Source organism: Latilactobacillus fuchuensis, assembly GCF_900258455.1.
Taxonomy (GTDB): Bacteria; Bacillota; Bacilli; order Lactobacillales; family Lactobacillaceae; genus Latilactobacillus; species Latilactobacillus fuchuensis.
Window position 1 is genome coordinate 1,578,781 of sequence record NZ_LT984417.1, and the last position, 17,737, is coordinate 1,596,517.

19 protein-coding genes are annotated in these 17,737 nt (G+C 41.7%); 1 reads left to right on the forward strand and 18 read right to left on the reverse strand.

Going from position 1 to position 17,737, the window contains the following annotated elements; translation table 11 throughout:
* From LFUMFP_RS07520 to LFUMFP_RS07550, 7 genes are read right to left on the reverse strand one after another with little or no spacing between them, the layout of a single operon-like run.
* Positions 1–732 carry a class I SAM-dependent DNA methyltransferase gene (locus LFUMFP_RS07520; RefSeq protein WP_106483355.1) on the reverse strand — a complete coding sequence of 244 codons (732 nt, stop codon included), beginning with the start codon at positions 730–732 and terminating at the stop codon, positions 1–3.
* Complete coding sequence (rsfS, locus tag LFUMFP_RS07525) at positions 729–1,130, reverse strand: ribosome silencing factor (RefSeq protein ID WP_199190574.1); 402 nt, start codon at positions 1,128–1,130, stop codon at positions 729–731. The genes LFUMFP_RS07520 and rsfS overlap by 4 nt, the downstream gene beginning before the upstream one ends.
* Complete coding sequence (yqeK, locus tag LFUMFP_RS07530) at positions 1,102–1,704, reverse strand: bis(5'-nucleosyl)-tetraphosphatase (symmetrical) YqeK (protein ID WP_106483357.1); 603 nt, start codon at positions 1,702–1,704, stop codon at positions 1,102–1,104. The genes rsfS and yqeK overlap by 29 nt, the downstream gene beginning before the upstream one ends.
* Positions 1,697–2,338: a nicotinate-nucleotide adenylyltransferase gene (locus LFUMFP_RS07535; protein ID WP_106483358.1), complete on the reverse strand. Its 642-nt coding sequence runs from the start codon at positions 2,336–2,338 to the stop codon at positions 1,697–1,699. Before LFUMFP_RS07535 ends, yqeK begins: the two co-directional genes overlap by 8 nt.
* Before the next feature lie 16 nt (positions 2,339–2,354).
* Positions 2,355–2,672 carry a YhbY family RNA-binding protein gene (locus LFUMFP_RS07540; RefSeq protein ID WP_025083909.1) on the reverse strand — a complete coding sequence of 106 codons (318 nt, stop codon included), beginning with the start codon at positions 2,670–2,672 and terminating at the stop codon, positions 2,355–2,357.
* Positions 2,673–2,694: 22 nt separating this feature from the next.
* Entirely contained in the window at positions 2,695–3,828 is a 1,134-nt protein-coding gene (yqeH, locus tag LFUMFP_RS07545; protein WP_025083908.1) for a ribosome biogenesis GTPase YqeH, read from the reverse strand.
* Entirely contained in the window at positions 3,821–4,351 is a 531-nt protein-coding gene (locus tag LFUMFP_RS07550) for a YqeG family HAD IIIA-type phosphatase (protein ID WP_106483359.1), read from the reverse strand. The genes yqeH and LFUMFP_RS07550 overlap by 8 nt, the downstream gene beginning before the upstream one ends.
* A gap of 190 nt (positions 4,352–4,541) precedes the next feature.
* Here LFUMFP_RS07550 and LFUMFP_RS07555 point away from each other — a divergent pair, with 190 nt between their 5' ends.
* The gene (locus LFUMFP_RS07555; RefSeq protein WP_106483360.1) at positions 4,542–5,477 is read left to right on the forward strand and encodes an NADP-dependent oxidoreductase; all 936 of its coding nucleotides are present in this window, start codon (positions 4,542–4,544) and stop codon (positions 5,475–5,477) included.
* A gap of 78 nt (positions 5,478–5,555) precedes the next feature.
* Here the strand turns inward: LFUMFP_RS07555 and rplT are convergent, their stop codons facing one another.
* From rplT to polA, 11 genes are all read right to left on the reverse strand, one after another.
* Positions 5,556–5,915, reverse strand: a complete 360-nt coding sequence (gene rplT / locus LFUMFP_RS07560; protein ID WP_025083906.1) for a 50S ribosomal protein L20 — start codon at positions 5,913–5,915, stop codon at positions 5,556–5,558.
* A 76-nt stretch (positions 5,916–5,991) separates the two neighbouring features.
* Positions 5,992–6,192, reverse strand: coding sequence for a 50S ribosomal protein L35 (gene rpmI / locus LFUMFP_RS07565; protein WP_025083905.1), 201 nt, complete (start codon positions 6,190–6,192; stop codon positions 5,992–5,994).
* Positions 6,193–6,225: 33 nt separating this feature from the next.
* Positions 6,226–6,729: a translation initiation factor IF-3 gene (infC, locus tag LFUMFP_RS07570; protein ID WP_035439254.1), complete on the reverse strand. Its 504-nt coding sequence runs from the start codon at positions 6,727–6,729 to the stop codon at positions 6,226–6,228.
* A 233-nt stretch (positions 6,730–6,962) separates the two neighbouring features.
* Positions 6,963–8,069 carry an alpha-hydroxy-acid oxidizing protein gene (locus LFUMFP_RS07575; protein WP_106483361.1) on the reverse strand — a complete coding sequence of 369 codons (1,107 nt, stop codon included), beginning with the start codon at positions 8,067–8,069 and terminating at the stop codon, positions 6,963–6,965.
* 310 nt (positions 8,070–8,379) lie between these two features.
* Positions 8,380–10,350, reverse strand: a complete 1,971-nt coding sequence (gene thrS, locus LFUMFP_RS07580) for a threonine--tRNA ligase (protein WP_106483362.1) — start codon at positions 10,348–10,350, stop codon at positions 8,380–8,382.
* A 319-nt stretch (positions 10,351–10,669) separates the two neighbouring features.
* A complete protein-coding gene (gene dnaI / locus LFUMFP_RS07585) occupies positions 10,670–11,590 on the reverse strand; it encodes a primosomal protein DnaI (protein WP_025083176.1) in 921 nt (306 codons plus the stop codon).
* Entirely contained in the window at positions 11,590–12,975 is a 1,386-nt protein-coding gene (locus LFUMFP_RS07590) for a replication initiation and membrane attachment family protein (RefSeq protein ID WP_106483363.1), read from the reverse strand. Before LFUMFP_RS07590 ends, dnaI begins: the two co-directional genes overlap by 1 nt.
* Before the next feature lie 15 nt (positions 12,976–12,990).
* Positions 12,991–13,464, reverse strand: a complete 474-nt coding sequence (nrdR, locus tag LFUMFP_RS07595) for a transcriptional regulator NrdR (RefSeq protein ID WP_025083175.1) — start codon at positions 13,462–13,464, stop codon at positions 12,991–12,993.
* Between the two features lie 150 nt (positions 13,465–13,614).
* Positions 13,615–14,202: a dephospho-CoA kinase gene (coaE, locus tag LFUMFP_RS07600; RefSeq protein WP_056950176.1), complete on the reverse strand. Its 588-nt coding sequence runs from the start codon at positions 14,200–14,202 to the stop codon at positions 13,615–13,617.
* The gene (mutM, locus tag LFUMFP_RS07605; RefSeq protein ID WP_025083174.1) at positions 14,202–15,038 is read right to left on the reverse strand and encodes a DNA-formamidopyrimidine glycosylase; all 837 of its coding nucleotides are present in this window, start codon (positions 15,036–15,038) and stop codon (positions 14,202–14,204) included. Before mutM ends, coaE begins: the two co-directional genes overlap by 1 nt.
* 11 nt (positions 15,039–15,049) lie before the next feature.
* The gene (polA, locus tag LFUMFP_RS07610) at positions 15,050–17,710 is read right to left on the reverse strand and encodes a DNA polymerase I (RefSeq protein WP_106483364.1); all 2,661 of its coding nucleotides are present in this window, start codon (positions 17,708–17,710) and stop codon (positions 15,050–15,052) included.
* Positions 17,711–17,737: the final 27 nt, after the last annotated feature.

The following is a 17,737-nucleotide window of genomic DNA, read 5'->3' on the forward strand; positions in this document are numbered from 1 at the left end:
CTATTTAACGGCGCTAAAGAACCAGCGAACACTATCGGATTGAACTGCATTTTGACCAAAATCAGCACTGACTTGAACATTTTTGAAACCAACCTGTTCTAAAGTCGTCGTGAAATCAGCCAGCGGATAAGTCCGTTCATGATGTAATTCATTCAATTCTTGATAACCGTCGATTTGGTCATCCCAAACAAAGAAACTCAAATCATGTTCAACCGAATGGGGCACTTCGCCCGCATAACTGGTCCACATAAAAGCCGTCTCTTCAGTTTTATCGTTATACATAAAACCTGGGAATAAGTCATCCATCTGGTGGAGCGAATGGGCGTCAAATAAAAACTGGCCACCAACGTTTAACCGTTGATAAACCTGTTCAAAGACCTGTTTAACATGGTCGAGATCGGGCATATAACAAATTGAATCGTCAAAACACGTGACCGCATCAAACGTCCCAATTTCGCCTAAATCCGTCATATCCCCTTGCAATAAGGGTAAAGTCACATCCGCCTCAGTCGCTTTTTTAGACGCAATACTGAGCATCTCTTCGGATAAATCTAACCCAACGACGTCCAACCCCGCTTGCTTGAGTAAAATGGCTAAATCACCAGCCCCACAAGCCAGTTCTAAGACGCTAGCTTGGCCTTGTAGCTGTTCAAGCGTATAATCACGCCATTGCGTGTAAAGACTATGATCCATCAACCGATCATAGACGGTGGCAAAACTTTGATAAATCATTCTGCCGTAATCCAATCAGCAACATCGACCTTTGGTGCTTGATCCCATAATTCTTCGAGTTGGTATAGATCACGTTCTTCGGACATGAAGGCGTTAATCACTAAATCGCCAAAATCCATTAAGATCCAACGTGAGCCTTTTTTACCTTCGATACTCTTAACGAAGACGCCGTTTTCTTCTTCGGCATCTTCAATTGCAGTCACAATCGCCTTTAATTGGCGTTCTGAACTCCCGGTTAACATGACAAAATAATCAGCTAATAAACTGATACCTTCCATATTTAACGCAACGATATCTTCTGCGCGTTTACTATCAGCGGCTTTAACCGCAATTTCTAACATTTCTAAACTTTTCACTAATAATTCTCCTTTATTGTTCCTGAGTGGGCACCCAGGCATTGTAAGTATCAATTGTTTTTGGATAAATCTTTTTTTGACCTTTAATTAAAAAACTTAACGTGTTTAAAATTTCATACCGCACACCGGCTGCTAAATCAGCCTTTGCTGTTTGACGCGCTTGCTCGATGCCCGGAAAATCACGGCCCGGTTCGATAAAGTCGGCGACGAATAAGATTTGATCGATCAGGGTCATTTCAGGCGCCCCAATCGTGTGACGGCGAATGGCATTCAAGATGATGTCATCATGGATGCCTAAATCACGTTCAATGAAATACGCACCAACCACACCGTGCCAAATCGCATTCCCGTAATTTAATAAATCAGGGTCAAAATGATTGGCTTGAATCGCCGCAATAAACGTTTCATCTGGTAGCTGTTTGGCATAGTCGTGAACCAAACCCGCAATGGCGGCCCGTTCAACGTCAGCGCCATTTTGACGGGCTAATTCAATCGCCGTTTGTTCAACACGTAAACAATGTTCAAACCGACTGGTTGATAGATTAGCGGCCACCTTTTCGACTAATTCAGCGCGCGTGTACGGCACTAAATTGGCCTGATAAACGAATTCACTCATGATATAACCCTTCTTCTTCAATATAGTCAGCAACTGCTTCTGGGACTAAATAACGAATCGAACAGCCTTGTTGCACCTTCTGTCTAACTTGCGTCGAACTCAACGCGATGGTCGGCGCATCGACCCACAACACCGGATACGGCGTTTGTTTCGAATACCCTGGTCGTTCGACCCCCACAATTTGGACCAATTGGACTAAATCATCAATTCGGTGCCAAGTCGGTAGATAATCAACCATATCGCCACCGATAATCAGGTAATAATCAATTTCGGGGTGCTGTTGTTTCAACGTGACGATTGTATCGTACGTATAGCTAATCCCACCGCGGTCAATTTCAGCTAATGAGAGTTTAAATAACGGATTAGCTGCAATCGCCCGTTTAACCATTTCAACGCGCTGGATGGCCGGAATCGTCTCTTTATGATCGACATGCGGCGGATTAGCATCTGGCATAAATACCACGTAATCTAACCCCAACTGATTAGCGGCTTGATCAGCCATCATCAAATGCCCAATATGTGGCGGATTAAAGGTGCCCCCCATAATCCCGACTTGTGGACGCTGACCATTGACGGCCACTAGTTCGTCTGGTGCCGTTTGAATGGTGGTTTGTTTCAATGTTGTGTTTTGCATCTCATCACCCTATCGATTAACGCCCGAGTTTGGTCACAATTGGTGAAATCTTTTGATATTTTTCTTTATGCGAAGCCTTATAAACGACTAAAGTCCGGCCGATTTTTTGTGCAATTTCCATCCGGCTGTCTTGTTGTTTTAAATAGTTCGCTAATTCATCAACAGTGACTTCCGTCGTTTGTAAAAGGTTAATTTTAACCAATTCACGTTTTTCGATTGCTTCTTCGATTTGTTCAAAATAAGTTTGACTCAAACCGTTTTTACCCATTTGGAATAGGGGTTTGGTGGTCTGTGCTAGACCTCTTAAATAATGCTTTTGTTTGCCTGTTAACACAAGTTCAACCTCTTTCTGATTATTAAATAAGTGCTTTACGAATCATGACCGAAACCCCTTTAGGCGCATAACCAGCAACAACGACGTCTGCTGGTAATGTAATCCAACCTAAACCGGCAAAGACCAAATCGCTCTTTTGCTTTGTCGAAAATTCGTAACGGTGTAGTTCTGGAAAATCCGCTAAATCTTCTGGATGTGGTGGTTGCAATAAATCACCTAAGTGTTTGCCGTAGAAATCATCCGCATTTTCTAATTTAGTCCGGTGAATGTAAAGTTCATTGTCGAAATAACCCACGAAACCAGCCCGGTCGCCTTGAATGAAATCAAAACGTGCAAGGCCAGCTAAAAACAATGTTTGACCCGCGTTTAATTGATAAACTTTAGGTTTAACTTGTTTTTGAGGGGCAATCAAGCGTAAATCTTTGTCATGTAAATAATGGGCCATTTGTTGGGCATGGATAATCCCTGGTGTATCAATTAAAGCATGGCCGTCATCCAATGGAATTTCAATCCGATCTAACGTTGTGCCTGGGAATTGTGACGTTGTAATCACGTCTTGCATCCCGTTCGTCTGTTTGATGATCCGGTTAATTAACGTCGATTTACCAACATTAGTCACCCCAACGACGTAGACATCGCGGCCTTTACGTTCGCGATCAATCAAGGCTAATAATTCATCGACCGAATTGCCTTTTTTAGCACTAATCAACATCGTTTCAATGGGATGTAAACCTTGTTCTTTCGCTTCTTTTTGAATCCAATTAATCATCTTATTCGGATTCAAAGCGGTTGGTAAGATATCCACTTTATTCCCAACCAGAATCACGGGATTGTCACCGACAAATCGGTGTAACCCTGGAATAATACTCCCGTTGAAATCAAAAATATCCACCACGTTGACGATTAAAGCGTCACTATCACCAATTTGGTTTAATAAAGCTAAAAAGTCATCATCGCTTAATTGAATATCGCTAATTTCGTTGTAATGACGTAATTTGAAACAACGTTGACAATAAAGTTGGCCTGTTTCCAATCCTTTTTTCAGGACTGAGCTAGGCGTGTACCCTAATTGATTTTTATCCGTTGTTTGAATCTTTGCACCACAGCCGATACAAAATAGTTCTTCTTGTGTTTGTTCTTCTATTGAATCAGTCATTTAAATCCTCCCGCCAAGTTAAGTCAGTATGTTTTTTTAAGAGTTGTTGCATCATATATTTTTCAAAGAATCGATTGATTGACGTATTCCAAGCATCGCTATCGATAATGGGTTTCACTAAAATGGTCCGCACACCAGCGACGTTACCCGCATGCATATCCGTAATCAATTGATCGCCGACCATCACGACTTCGTGCCGTGACAATCCCAATTGTTGATGTGCCTTGGTAATCCCGCCCGCAAGTGGTTTATTCGCCCGTGAAATAAAGGGCAGGTTGAAGGGCGCTACCGCACGTTCAACCCGTTGATGGCTGTTATTAGAAACGACCATTACCGGAATGCCAGCAGCTTCTAGTTGGGCCAACCACGCTTTTAATTGCGGTGTCCCGTTTGGATTATTCCAGGCAATTAGTGTGTTGTCTAAATCCGTCAACACAGCTTTAATCCCATGAGCCTGCAATTGGGCTGGTGTTAAGTCGTAAATTGCATTGACCATCCAGGTTGGTTTAAAGTTATTTAACATGCATTGTCTCCTTTTATCTAGTCACTGGTTAATTATAGGGTATTTGCCACTAAATTGCACCTGTCTACAATTAATTATTTCAGACTCATTAATCCCCGATTATTCGATAAAAAGCCCGTAATAAGTCAAACTAGTCGACTTTTAAACCGCTTTCTGTTACGTTTAAAGAAATTGTAAAGGATGTGTTGTTATGGAAAAATTTGGTTTTAATCAATTTGGTGATCCAACCGTTTTTGAACGCTTTGAACAAGCAGTACCAGTTCCTAAAGAACAACAGGTCCTCATTAAAGTGTTGGCTTTCGGGATCAACCCCTACGATGCACTTTTACGGAGTGGCAATCAACAAACCGTTCGCCCATTACCATTCCCAATTTTCCCAGGCGCAGATGTCGTCGGCGAAATTGTCGAACTAGGCAGCGCCGTTGATGACTACCGCGTCGGTGAAATCGTAATTAACCATCGCAGTCTGGGTGGCTACAGCGAATTTGTAACGGCTTCGACGAATAAGATTATTCGTAAACCCGTTAGTTTAAGCATCGCTGAAGCTGCGGGTTTACCAACCGCTGGCATCACGGCCTACAATACGCTAATGCACTTTACGCATTTCAAACATGGCGATTCAATCGCGATTATGGGTGCTAGTGGTGCTGTAGGTAATTTACTCGTTCAACTCGCCTTAGCGGCTCATCTAGACGTGACCGCCATTGCGCACAGTCGCAATCGCGAATATCTAGAATCATTTGGCGTCCAACATATTCTGGCTTACGACGCACCAGAATCATTAGCGACAATTAACCGTCAAATTAAAATTGGCGTCAACACGAGCCAGAATCCTGAATCAACCCAATTACTCAATCAATTAATTGCACCGAATGGCTATTTTGCCAGTACCACCATTTTACCAACTGAGGACCAGCAATTAGCCGATGTCACCTATCAAATGGTTTATCCACGCAAGGACCAACCGTCTTTAACGGCCCTTCAAGATTTAAGTGAATTAATCGATCAAGGATTAATTCATGTCACCGTTCACGAAACGTTACCATTCACTTTAGACGGCGTGATTACCGCACATCAATTATTAGCCACTCATCACGCCCCTGGTAAAATCATCATTTCGCGTTAATCACTTAATTTTAGCTAATTTAAAAGGCTTCATATTCTAAATAGAATACGAAGCCTTTTTGAATAGCTTAATAACTAATTATTTGTTTAATGCAGCTTTAGCAGCATCTACAACTGATGTAAATGCTGCAGCATCATTAACCGCTAAATCAGCTAACATCTTACGGTTCATATCGATTTCAGCTAAACGTAAGCCGTGCATCAATTGGCTGTATGAAATATCATTCAAACGTGCAGCAGCGTTGATACGAGTAATCCATAATTTACGGAAGTCACGTTTACGTTGACGACGATCCCGGAAAGCATAACGGTATGAAACCATTACTTGAGTATTTGCTGATTTGAATAATAAATGTTTAGCGCCGCGATAACCCTTGGCTAATTTTAAAATCTTTTTACGACGTTTGCGCGTCACTGTTCCACCTTTAACACGTGGCATAAGAAATTCCTCCTTGAATAACAAACAACGTCAATGCGTTGTTGTACTGATCTAATTTTTACTGACGTTCAGATGTCTATTTAAGACCTGTTAACATCCGACGGATCCGACGCATGTCGCTATTTGAAACCATTCCAGATTTTCTTAATTGACGACGTTGTTTCTTACTCTTACCGTGGAAACGGTGACTAGTATAGGCATGGGCGCGTTTTAAACCGCCATTACCGGTACGTTTAAAACGTTTTGCTGAAGCACGATGTGTCTTAAATTTTGGCATGATATTTCCTCCTAATGAATCAGAAACAGGTTTTTATTTTTGGTCTTTAAGCGGTTCTAACATTAAGAACATGCTACGGCCATCCATCTTAGGACGTGCAGTTACTTTCGCAATGTCCGCTGTTTCCTTAGCAAGTCTTTCTAATACGCGTTGACCAATTTCTTTATGCGTAATTGCTCGACCTTTAAAACGAATAGAAGCTTTCACTTTATCGCCTTTGCCAAGGAACTTACGTGCATTGTTCAACTTAGTATTAAAATCGTTCTGTTCAATTGTGGGACTAAGACGAACCTCTTTGAGGTTAATGGTTTTCTGCTTTTTACGAGCATCACGTTGTTTCTTTTGAAGCTCGAAACGATACTTACCATAGTCCATAATACGAGCAACGGGTGGTTTTGCGTTTGGTGACACCAAAACGACATCCATATTAGCTTGTTCAGCTAATGCGATCGCATCTTGAGTACTCTTAATACCAAGTTGTTCGCCATCTTGATCAATTAAACGCAATTCTCGTGCACGAATACCATCGTTAACCATCAAATCTTTTGCTATGACTTTCACCTCCATAAAGTTTAAAGAGAAAATGCAGCTAAGCACTAAAAAACGGGCCCTTTCAACAGAAAGGCCCGCGCGTTCTAATGACTTAATTCGTCCGAATTAGAAACTATCAGCCCAGAGACATCAAGTGTCTACTTAGGCGAGAAGCGGGAACTTCTGCTTTATTTCTCAACAGACATTAGTATACCGAGATTAGATTATGAAGTCAAGCTTTAATTACCATATAAATTATCGAGTAATTGTGTGGCCTTCACTTCATCAATATTATGGGTCCCGGCGAGTTGCATGACAAGTTCTAATTCAGTTTGGAGATAATCAAAGACACTCTTGACCCCTTGGCTCCCGCCCAAGGCTAATCCGTAAATCACTGGCCGACCAATGGCCACGATGTCAGCCCCTGATGCCAACGCTTTAAAGACGTGTTGAGCACGACGAATACCACTATCAAAGACGATTGGCACCCGTTTATTCACGGCTTTAGCGACCACTTGCAATGAATCAAACGCCGCTGGTCCACCATCTAATTGACGACCGCCGTGATTTGACACCCAAATCCCTTTAGCCCCCGCTTGAAGAGCAATTTCAACATCTTCTGCCGTTTGCACCCCTTTTACGAAGACTGGTAAATGCGTGTAATCAGAAATAAATTTGACGTCTCTAGGACTTAGGCTTTGTTTAGCTGATTTATAAACCACGTCCATCGTTTGACCGACACCACTTTGGTAGTCTTCCACAATTGGTAAGCCAACTGGGAACGTAAAATGATTTCGCTTGTCAGTTTCCCGGTTACCACCAACGGTTGCATCCGCCGTTAAAACAATCGCTTTAACGTGATGAGCCATCGCTTCATCTAAGATTTTACGGTTAATGTCATCATCTTTACTCATATAGAGTTGGAACCATTGTGGGCCGCCATGAGCCGCATCCGCCATATCAGCAATGCTTGCTGAGGCAAATGAACTCATTGTTAGAATTGAGCCGTAATCGGCAATCCCTTTTGCCGTGGCAGCTTCACCTTGCGTATTCGCTAGCTTGTGCGCTGCAACGGGGGCCATGATGATTGGTGATGTCAGTTGATCGCCAAATATTTCAGTCTTCGTGTCCGGATTTTCAATGTCTCTTAAAACATGGGGCACAATATATTTATGATTGAATGAGGCAATATTTTCTTTAATCGTATAGAGATCGCCTGCGCCGCTGTAAATATAGCCGTAGCCATCTTGTGGGATCACTTTACCAGCGTCTTCTTCTAATTCATATAAATTAATAATGTTGAGTACCTTTTCTGCTGAACTTGTTACATATTGATTGTTTGCCATTATAAAGACCTCCATCGATCGTGTAATCGTTTACAATTTCATTATAGCGCTTTTATGGTTGTGCACAACCAATTCAACTTATAAATCGTTAATTTCATTAATAATATTCAATTTAACCTAAACTAGTATTAAAGACCACTCGTTTTTAGTCCTTATTAATTGCTAAAATTAATTGATCATTTAATATCATTCCCGCTATCAAAAAAGTCATCATTTCCTAATTAGAAATGATGACTCTTTTAATAGCTTACACCACACCTATAGTTGACTGATTATCATACTGTACGGTGATTTAAACGCTTATTATTAATTATAGATTAACTTTACTTGCGTGTTTCTTACCATCACGACTGTAATTGCCAACTTCAGCAAAAATCGCATTAACAAACATGTCTGAGGCTTCTTCGACGGCATTGTCTTCACCGTATTTACGAACCGAGACCGTTGCTTCGGCCATTTCTTGATCCCCAACAACTAATGTATAAGGAATCTTGCTTGTTTGGGCTTCACGAATCTTATAACCCATTTTTTCGTTGCGATCATCGATCCGAACCCGTAAGCCCTTTTTAACCATAGCATCTTTAACGCCCTTAGCATATTCATAGTGCAAATCATTCTTAACGGGAATAATCACAGCTTGCGTTGGTGCTAACCAAGTTGGGAAAGCGCCTTTGTAGATTTCTGTTAAGTAAGCAGTAAAACGTTCCATCGTTGACACTAAGCCACGATGAATCATGACTGGACGGTGCATTTCACCATCTTCACCAACATATTCCAATTCGAAACGTTCTGGCAACATGAAATCTAATTGAATCGTTGAAAGTGTTTCTTCATTGCCAGTCGCCGTCTTCGTTTGAACGTCTAACTTAGGACCGTAGAAGGCTGCTTCGCCTTCAGCTTCAACATAGTTCAAGCCAAGATCATCCATCGCACCTTTTAACATGTCTTGTGCCTTATTCCACATTTCGTCATCGTCATAATACTTCTCAGTATTCTTAGGATCGCGATAGCTTAAACGGAAAGTATAATCGTTGATGTTAAAGTCAGCATAAACTTGAATCATTAAGTTCAAGATTGATTTGAATTCATTTTGGATTTGATCAGGACGGACAAAAGTATGACCATCATTTAAAGTCATTTCACGAACCCGTTGTAAACCAGATAATGCGCCTGATTTTTCATAACGGTGCATCATGCCAAGTTCAGCTAAGCGAATTGGCAATTCACGGTATGAACGAGGATGATGTTTGTAAACTTGGATATGTGAAGGACAGTTCATTGGGCGTAATTCAAGCATTTCGCCATCACCCATGTCCATTGGTGGGAACATGTCTTCGCGATAATGATCCCAGTGACCTGATTGTTTGTATAAATCAAGGTTTGCTAAGATTGGTGTGTAAACATGTTCGTAACCATTAGCGACTTCTTTGTCGATGATGTAACGTTCAATTGTCCGTCGAATCGTGGCCCCATTTGGTAACCAGTAAGGTAAGCCCGCACCAACTTTAGGATCAACGAAGAATAAATCCAATTGATTCCCAATCACACGGTGATCGCGTTCTTTCGCTTCTTGACGACGTTGTAAATCAGCTTCCAATTCAGCTTGTTTCGGATAAGCCGTGCCATAAACCCGTTGTAACATTTGGTTACTTGATTTACCTTGCCAATAAGCACCGGCCACTGATAATAGTTCAAAGAATTTAACATCGCTAACTTTCGCTAACATTGGTGCTAAAGCGAAATCTGAATAAGTCCCTAATTGATAAACGAGGACTTGATCAGCGTCCACTTTATCCAATAATGCTAATTTATAAGTTTGACCCGCAAACAACGCTTTGGCATCGGCCATAGACATGTTAACGCGTTGAATGGCTTCACCTGATTGAATCAATTTGGCCATCGCTTTTTTAATGTCGGGTAAATCAGTCACGGCTAATTGGCCGTTTTGGTTATCAGTATCATAAAAGAAACCATCTTCAGTGGCGTTGACTTCACCAAATTGCATTTCTGGATAACGTTGTTTTAAAACAGCTGCTAAAACAAACGCAGCGGTATTCCAAATCGCCTTTAAGCTGATTGCTTCATCATCTTTGGTGATGATTTCGATTGCCCCATCTTCTAAAAGTGGTTGATGTAAATCGACCACTTCACCATTGAATTTACCAGCAACTGCTTTTTTAGCTAAGCTTGTACTGATTGATTTCGCAACGTCGAATAGACTAGCTGCTTGATCAAAAGTCTTCTTAGCACCATCTGGAAACGTTAATTGAATTTCTGCCATCTTTTGACACTCCTTTATTTTTGGTTATCAACAATAAAAAAAGTCCCTGAGATACATATAAAAATGTACCTCAGGGACGAATTGATTTCGCGGTTCCACCCATCTTGAACCCAAAAATAATTGGGCTCCAGCTTTAGCGTCTTTAACGGTAACGACCCGATCTTACGATAACTCTCAAAAAGTGGTCCATTAAATGTGCTTTTGAAAAACTTTCAGCGCTGTTTTTCTCTCTGATCAATCCTGCATTCAATAGGTGTCTTTTATCATTGATTAAACTCATTAAACCACTTTCATCGTCGTTATGCAACCCCTAATCAGCTTAATTTAACCGACGATTATGCCCAGATACTTCAACTTCTTTCGCCAAATAACGAACTCGTTGCATAATTCGCCCGGCTTTAACGGGTTCATTATCCCCCCGTTGGCTGGTGGTTAAATGTTGTTCGAGTTCGTCCATCGTAAAGTTGGAACTGAAGAAAGTCGGCAGTTGTTCTTGCATCCGATATTGCAAGATAATCCCAAGCACCTCATCCCGAATCCACGCGCTCAATGCATCAGCCCCAATGTCATCAATCATCAAAATTGGCGCTTTTTTAATCACGTTAACTTTATCTAGCACGTTATTTTGACCAATCGCATTTTTCATTTCAACCGCAAAGGTCGGAAAATGAATCAAGGTGGTTTCAAACCCGTCTAACGCGAGTTCATTGGCCAAAGCGCCTAGCAGATAAGTTTTACCAACCCCGAATTTACCACATAGGTATAAGCCTTGGTGGTAAATCGTTGGAGCGTTTTTGATATCTTCAATAAATTGCAGCGCCGTCACTAACGGTAACTTACGTTCATTGATATCGTATTGGGCCAAATTGGCATCCACAATATCTTTAGGCATATTAATCGATTTAACCCGGGCCTTTAAAGCTTGTTGTTCCCGCTGCTTCATTAGCGAGGCCGTTGGTTCATAACTCACATCAATAAAATGATTGATTAAAACCAGCTTGGGCGCGTATCCGGGCGCTAACGTCGTTTGACCGTTGGCTAATTTCTGTTTTTCATTAACGTATTCGTAGATTTTAGCGGCGCTCCGCGTGACCGTCTCCTGAGTCAGCCGATCCTGATTCGCCTCAATAAAAGCTTGCACATCCGGATCTTGTAAGGCGGATTCAACCAATTGATTGAAACGTTGGTTTAACTGGCGACGATTCATCTGTTCAATGAGTCCTTTTTTCATATCTTCCATTATTCTCCCCGCCCTTCACGAATTTTTTTGAGCAATTGATCGACTTGATTCTGATCGGCCTTAGTTGTTGTTTCCTTGGGTGCCTGATAATCGGGTTGCGCCCACTTCGGCACGGTTTCTTGTTTCGTCGGTTTTGTTTGATAACGATTATTTTGTTTCGTCTTCGCTTTATCAGTTTGCGCGGTTTGGAACTGACGAATCTGCTGAATGGCATCAACCGGTGTTTGAACCCCTTTTTGCGCCCACTGATTAGCAATCCGATCCAACAAGGCTTGCGTCAAACCTTCATAACGTTCAGTAATGTACGCCACTAAAATGTTGAGCACATCGTTACTAAAAATATAGCGTCCTTGCAAATCTTTTAGCGCCCGAATTTCATTTTTAGCGACGTAGCCGTGTTTTTTCTGCTTTAAATCGTTCAAATAATCGACCGGTAGATAGCGTTGGCTGTCTGTTAACCACTGCATTTCTTGTTCGTTAAACTTGGCCTGCTGCCCCTGCTTTTGTAATTCACTTAAGGTATATTTAGAATCAGTCGCTACTTTATTTTGAGCGGCGTGGCGGCGCGTATAGTTGCCCAGAACATTTTGTTCAAGCACCTCCATATTCAACGTATTGTCTCTGGCATCCATCGTCGTGCCCATTAAGTTCGCGAGGGTTATTTCGTCTAAGCCGTAGAAATAATGTAAATTAAATAACCGTTGTTCATTGCGTAGCACTTCGTCGGGTGAAATCTGCCGTTGCCCTAACACATCTTGCAACAGTTCCCAATCAAACGTCTGTAACTCAAGCGCGCTAAAACTAGGTTTATTCGGCGATTTCTGCTGATAAAGGCTCTTCGTTTCTGCCACGCCATCTGGTGTATTTAGCAAATGGTCATTTTGAACGTGGAAGACGGTTAAAAAGTTCTTACTGACTTCTTTATAATCTTGTGAACGTACCGGTTGGAGCTTAAACCGCTCCCGCAATTCGATAAACCGCTTCTCGCCAACCGATTCATACAACACAACGCTCAATAGATCGTCTTTAAAAAAAACATCTGGTTTCATTGGCGCGTATAGTTCATAAACCAATTGGCGGCCTGCTTCACCATTTTTTTGATACGTCCGGATTAAGCCTAATGCCTCTAATTTACTGCGGCCGTCATAGAACGCTGGTAAATCGACACTCAATAAATTCAATAGCGTTGCGTGGGTTTGAAATTGATGTTGGCTCGCAACATCCTTCACTTGACTCCACAATAACAAATAAAGACTATAGGCAACGGCACCCATCAACGGTTGATACAAATACGTCACCACCGTTTGGTCGAAATCAGTTAAGTAGTTTGCTTTCGTCACCAAAAAGCCGTCTTTTGGACTTAAAAAATCAAATGCATCAGCCATAAAAACGTCCTTCCCTTATTTTGATTCTTTTGCTTTTTCTTTTTTCATCATATCTTGTAATTCTTTCATGAAGACATTCATATCTTTGAATTGTCGATAAACACTGGCAAAACGAATATAGGCAATCTCATCAATTTCTGGCAATAGTGCCATCACGTATTCCCCAACGGCTTGTGACGACACTTCATTTTCACCTAATGCTCGAATTTTATTTTCGACATCGTCGACGATTTCCGTCATTTGTTCCATCGTAACCGGCCGTTTTTCAGCCGCCCGAATCAACCCGCGTAATAACTTATCGCGATTAAATTCTTCGCGCGTCCCGTTTTTCTTAATCACCAATAATGGTGTTTGTTCAACGCGTTCAAACGTTGTAAACCGGAAACGACAGTTTTCACATTCACGGCGACGACGAATAACACGCCCCTCATCGGTTGGTCGACTGTCAATCACCCGTGAACTATTTTGATGACAATGCGGACATAACATAGTGACACCTTCTATTCTTAAATTAAGCTTTTATTTTAGTTTAGTATAAACCCATCTTATCTTGGTTATTATACCATGAACACGCAAATTCACTAAATGTTGAATCGTCAAAAATCCCGACCAAAGTTTAATTTAGTCGGGATTTTTTAACTAATCAGTGATTTTCGTTAATAAACTATCAATTTGCGCCTGTAGTGTTGCTAACGACCCTTCATTCTCTAATATATAATCGGCCTGCGCTCGCTTTTCAGCCAACGGCAACTGACTAGCGATTCGTAATTCAGCCGCTTCAGCCGTTAGCTGATTACGGGCCATCAACCGTGCCAATTGCGTCGCATGTGAGACGGCCACCACAGCTACACCATCGAATAATTCGGCGTAACCTTGTTCATACAACAACGGAATATCAACCACCACAACTGAGGCTTGCTTAATCGCGGCCATCTGTGCAATCAAGGCCTGGCGAATAACCGGTGCGGTAATCGCGTTCAACTGCGCTAAGGCTGTCGGTTGTCCAAAAACGAGTTGTCCTAATTTGTGACGATCAACTTGACCATCAATCACTAACGAATCCCCAAAAGTGGCTGCAATTTGTTCTTTAACCGTTTGATTTTCCGCCATCACTTGATGGGCCACTTGATCCGCATCAATCACCGGTACCCCTAGTGTTTTAAAAAGGGTAGAAGCTGCCGATTTGCCCGTCGCAATTCCGCCCGTTAACCCTAAAAAATAGGTCATTAACGCGCCTCTTTTCTAATCTGACAATGCGGACAAAAGTGTGTACCACGTTGGGCGACCTTTATTTTTTCAATCGGCGTCTGACAACGTTCGCACGGTTCCCCTTTTTTACCATAAACATGCAACATCTCTTGGAAAGCACCAGCATGTCCGGTCGCGTTCAAAAAGGTATTGACGGTTGTGCCACCACTATTAATCGCTAATTGCAATTCAGTAATGATGTCATCGTGGAGTTTTTGAACTTCCGCTTGCGTTAATAAATCAGCCGGTGTTTCCGGATGAATCTGGCTCAACCACAATGTTTCATCCACATAAATATTACCTAAGCCGCTCACCACTTTTTGATCCAACAATAACGGTTTGATGGCTTTATGGTGTTTTTGTAACGCTTGATAAAACTGGTGCACGTCAAACGTCGCCGGTGTCGGTTCGGGTCCCAAGGTTTTCAGCCCAGCAACCGTCATTTCTTGGCCGGTTTCAATCAACTGCATCCGGCCAAATTTACGCGTGTCTAAATAACGTAATTGCGTCCCATCAGTCATCTCAAAAATCACGTGGGTGTGCTTGGTGACGGGTGCACTTTGATCATCCACTTCGTATTTACCTTCCATCCGCAGATGGCTAACGACCGTTAAATCGTGATCAAATCGAATCAATAAATATTTGCCCCGCCGATCGACACCGATAATTTGCCGATCCACTAAGCCGTCTAAAAAGACTTCATCAGGATTAACGACAATTTTAGACCATAAAATTTGGATGTCTTTGACGGTTTTACCAATGACTAATTCTGCTAAACCACGCCGAACATTTTCAACCTCTGGTAATTCTGGCATTGTTTTCCACCTTATTTCTTAATATCATACCAAGTGGGGCCAAAACCACTTTCCACTTTTAACGGTACGGCTAAACTAACCGCCGAATCCATCACACTGGGCACCAATTTTTGTAGAATTGGTATTTCTGCTTCTGGTGCTTCAAAAATCAATTCATCATGGACCTGTAACAACATTTTAGCCTGTAAGTTAGCCTTGGTTAATTCTTGTTGCATCAAAATCATGGCCACTTTGATAATATCGGCCGCACTACCTTGAATGGGCGTGTTCATCGCAGTCCGTTCGGCAAACGACCGCAGATTAAAGCTTTTAGCGTGAATATCCGGTAAATACCGACGACGATGGAATAGCGTTTCAACGTAACCTTCTTCACGCGCCTTTTTGACAATATCGACCATGAATTGTTGAACACCTGGATATTGTTCGAAATAGGCTTCAATGAAACTTTTAGCCTGTTGACGGGTAATCCCAATATTTTGCGATAACCCGTAGTCACTAATCCCGTAAACAATCCCAAAGTTTGTCGCTTTCGCTTGACGCCGCATATCTGGTGTCACTTGATCCGCGCTGGTTAAGCCAAAAATCTTCATCGCTGTATTGGCATGGATATCCCGATTTTCTTTAAAGGCTTCTTGCATGTTAACATCACCCGAAATATGGGCTAAAACGCGCAATTCAATTTGGGAATAATCGGAAGAAAATAGTTGCCAACCTGGTTGACTAGGGACAAACGCTTGGCGAATCTTACGCCCTTCGGCCACCCGGACCGGAATATTTTGTAAGTTAGGATCAACCGATGATAAACGACCGGTTTGCGTTAAAGTCTGTAAATAACGCGTATGCACTTTATTGTCTTGATGAATCGATTTCAATAACCCTTCAACGTAGGTCGATTGAATCTTAGCAATCTGGCGATAATCCAAAATGGTTTGGACAATCGGCGCATCTTTACGGAGTTGTTCAAGTACATCAACCGCAGTTGAATAACCCGTTTTGGTTTTCTTAATCACTGGTAAGCCCATTTTTTCAAATAAAATGACCCCTAACTGTTTAGGAGAGTTGATGTTAAAGGTTTCCCCAGCTTCGGCATAAACTTTTTCTTCCAATATCTTTAACGTTTGAATAAATTCAGAACCCATTTGTTGTAAGCAACTGGCATCCACTTTAATACCAGTAATTTCCATCCGCGCTAAGACCAACGCTAACGGTAATTCCATATCAGTGAATAAATCAAATTGTTGATGTTCCTTTAACTGAGCGACTAATTGGGGTTGTAATTGATTAATCGCCGCTGCCTTTTGAACTAAATGTTGATAGAACGTGGTTAGTTCTTCGGGTAGCGCCCGTTTAGCCCCTTTACCGTAAACTTGTTCATCCGTTTGCACGTTTTGATAGTCGTGTAAATTAGCGAGCGTTCCTAAGTCATTACTGTTATTGGTCGTATTTAATAAATATGACGCGAGCAATAAATCAAATTCAACCCCTGCCAATTCAATCCCTAAGCGACTAGCCGCTACTTGATTCCGTTTAACATCAAATACGGCTTTTGTTTGGTCAGCATCTTCCAACCAATCTTTAAAAATTGGTTCTGCTAATAAAGCCACATCATCGCTGACGTACCAGTGTTTTGGCGTACCAACGTAGAAACCAATCATCTCGGCCGTATGATAATTATCCGTTAACATTTCAATCCCAAATGTAGCGGTGCCCGTTAATTCAGAAAGAAGCGTTAAATTATCATTGGTTAAAACCGTATAATCATACGATTCAACTGGCACGGCTTCTTCTGAAGTGACGTTCAACTGATTCAAAAATGATTTGAAATTCATCGCTTGATAGAACGCAATTAAGGTCTCTAAATCCGGACCATTATAAGCGAGATCATCAATACCGACGGTTAACGGCGCATCCCGACGAATCGTGGCCAACATCTTACTCATAAATGCTTGATCGCGATCTTCAATTAAATGTTCTTTTAACTTGCTAGCTTTCATTTCATCGACGTGTTCATAGACCCCTTCGATACTCTCGTGAGCGGCCAATAATTTTAAGGCCGTTTTTTCGCCCACTTTAGTGACGCCCGGATAATTGTCAGAGGTATCACCCATCAAACCCTTTAAATCGATAATCTGACTCGGCAATAATCCCAACTTTTCTTGAACGTGTTCTGGCGTATAGGCTTCGATTTCGTTAACACCTTTAACCGTGATGTTAACGGTCGTCTTATCAGTCGTTAACTGGGTTAAATCGCGGTCACCAGTGACAATATCAACGGTAAAGCCGGCTGCCTCGGCTTCTTTCGCCAAAGTGCCAATAATATCATCCGCTTCAAAATTATCTAAATCATACGATTGAATCCCATACGCACTCAACAATTCTCGAATATACGGAAACTGTTCTGATAATTCGGGCGGCGTTTTAGAGCGGCCCGCTTTATAATCACTAAATTCAGCCGTTCTAAAGGTCGTCTTACCCGCATCGAACGCTACTAACACGTGACTCGGTTCAATTTTTTTCAAAATAATATCAAGCATATTTTTAAACGCATAAATCGCATTAGTATGTAACCCATCTTGATTGGTAAAATGATCTAACGCCTGGTGCATTGCAAAAAAAGCGCGAAAGGCTACACTATTACCATCAATTAATAATAATTTTTTTTGAGAACTCATTTTGTTCCTCCTTGTTGTCAAACCACT